Genomic DNA, 2136 nt, shown 5'->3' on the forward strand with positions numbered 1-2136 from the left:
ACCCATTGCACCATTGGTTTACCACCGATATCAGCCAGTGGTTTACCTGGTAAACGGCTCGAAGAGTAACGAGCCGGTATCACAACCGTAAAAGACATTAACGTCCCTCATCCATACTCATGGTGCGAGCTTCTGGCTCAAGCAGAACAGGAATACCCTCTTTGATAGGGTAAGCAAGGCGATCCAATTTGCAGATCAACTCTTGATTATCTTTATCGTAAGTCAGCTTACCTTTACACACTGGGCAAGCCACAATCTCAAGCAGACGGTGATCCATAAGCCGCTTTAACCTCTTTTATTCGATTTAAAATTCGCTCTGCATCTTTAGGCTCAAATTGAGCAGATACAGGCAGATACCACCAATTGTCTTGTGCGTAGTCGCTACATTTGACAGCATCTTTCTCTGTCATAATCACATTCGCCCCTTGCAGAGCCAATGCTTCAAGTTCTTTTTGGTCAAAGTCTTGATGGTCAGCAAAACCTTTTGTGACTTTAACATCTGCATGCATTGATTCTAGTGTATTAAAAAACCGAGGTGGATGCCCGATACCGGCAAATGCCACCAATGCCTTTAACTCACTTACATCAACTTGCTGCTTGGTCTTTAGGTTGATCGCTTTTGATGGTGCTAGAGACATTGAGATCTCACCCTGATGGGCCAAACCGCCATTGGTGATGATAAAGTCGACTTCCTGAAGTCGCTCAACACCTTCGCGCAATGGACCAAGCGGAATCAAACACTCATTACCAAAACGACGATTTCCATCAACAATCACAAGTTCAACATCACGCTCTAGAGCATAATGCTGCAAACCATCATCGGTAATGATGATATCCACGTCTAACTCTACTAGCGCTTTCACGGCGTTTGCACGTACAGGATCGACTGCGACAGGTGCTCCGGTGCGCCGGTGGATGAGTTTAGGTTCATCACCACAATGTTGAGTAGGAGTATCATCATTTAACACCAGCGGATACTGCGGAGCCTTCGCACCGTATCCTCGAGACACCACTCCCGGTTTATACCCCAGATGTTGTAATTGCTCGACCAGCCAAACCACAACAGGCGTCTTACCATTGCCACCAGCGGTGATATTACCGACCACCACTACGGGCACGGGTGCTTGATACGCTTGCTTGCGACCAGTTTGGAACTGTTGACGCTTCGCTCTACTGATTGCACCAAACAACACACTGAGTGGCCATAATAATGGCCACAACAGATATTTTAATGGATGATTTTCAAACCAGATTTTTTCAACCACAGCAACTATTCGCCAAACTGGATGCGATGAAGTTGAGCGTAAGCGCCATTCTTAGCAATCAAGTCTGCGTGATTACCTCGTTCAATAATGGCACCGTCGTCTACGACTAGAATCTCATCGGCTTTTTCGATCGTTGACAAGCGGTGAGCAATCACCAACACGGTTTTATCTTTCTGCAGCTCATCTAATGCAGCTTGGATGGCACGCTCAGATTCCGTATCCAGTGCAGAGGTTGCTTCGTCAAGAATCAGTACAGGCGCATCACGCAGCAACGCTCGAGCAATAGCTACACGTTGGCGCTGACCACCAGATAAGCTCGCGCCGTTTTCGCCGATCATGGTATCTAAACCATTTTCCATCTTATTGATGAATTCCATTGCGTGAGCCAGCTTCGCTGCACGCTCAATATCGCTGCGCTGGTACTTATCTTCCGTCGCGTAAGCAATGTTGTTTGCTATGGTGTCATTGAAAAGATGTACGTTTTGCGAAACCAAAGCAAACTGCTCGCGCAAGTTCTTCAATTCGTAGTCACGAATATCACGGCCATCTAATGTAATCGAGCCACTGTCCACGTCATAAAAACGGTTAAACAAGTTCGCAATGGTACTTTTACCTGAACCTGAACGCCCCACTAGAGCGACCGTTTTACCTCGTGGAATATCAAAACTGACATGCTCTAGAGCCGGCTTTTCTGAACCTACATACGTGAAGCTGACATCTTTCACAGATACTTCACCCTTCGCGCGCTCAACCGTGTATTTACCTTCGTTTTTCTCTGGTTCTAAATCGATCAGAGCAAACAAAGTTTGGCTTGCTGCCATACCACGTTGGAACTGAGAAGTTACGTTTGTCAGTGCTTTAAGTGGGCGCA

Annotated in this window: 4 protein-coding genes; all 4 read right to left on the reverse strand. The window is 46.5% G+C overall.

Annotated elements, in window-relative coordinates; genetic code table 11:
* Positions 1-98: cytidylyltransferase domain-containing protein (locus R7P72_RS23650; RefSeq protein ID WP_411912899.1), on the reverse strand; the 98-nt coding region annotated here is incomplete at its 3' end.
* On the reverse strand, positions 98-277 hold the full coding sequence (locus R7P72_RS23655) for a Trm112 family protein (protein WP_005378451.1): 180 nt from the start codon (positions 275-277) through the stop codon (positions 98-100). The genes R7P72_RS23655 and R7P72_RS23650, both read right to left, overlap by 1 nt.
* Positions 258-1265: a tetraacyldisaccharide 4'-kinase gene (gene lpxK / locus R7P72_RS23660; protein ID WP_318110779.1), complete on the reverse strand. Its 1008-nt coding sequence runs from the start codon at positions 1263-1265 to the stop codon at positions 258-260. Before lpxK ends, R7P72_RS23655 begins: the two co-directional genes overlap by 20 nt.
* Positions 1266-1270: 5 nt before the next feature.
* On the reverse strand, positions 1271-2136 hold an 866-nt coding region (locus tag R7P72_RS23665), incomplete at its 5' end, for an ATP-binding cassette domain-containing protein (protein ID WP_318110780.1).

Source organism: Vibrio sp. Vb0888, from assembly GCF_033338835.1.
GTDB lineage: Bacteria > Pseudomonadota > Gammaproteobacteria > Enterobacterales > Vibrionaceae > Vibrio > Vibrio alginolyticus.

What these genes read in the sequence shown, in the direction of transcription:
- R7P72_RS23655 (WP_005378451.1), bottom strand. Translation starts at nt 277, where the DNA reads ATGGATCACCGTCTGCTTGAGATTGTGGCTTGCCCAGTGTGTAAAGGT.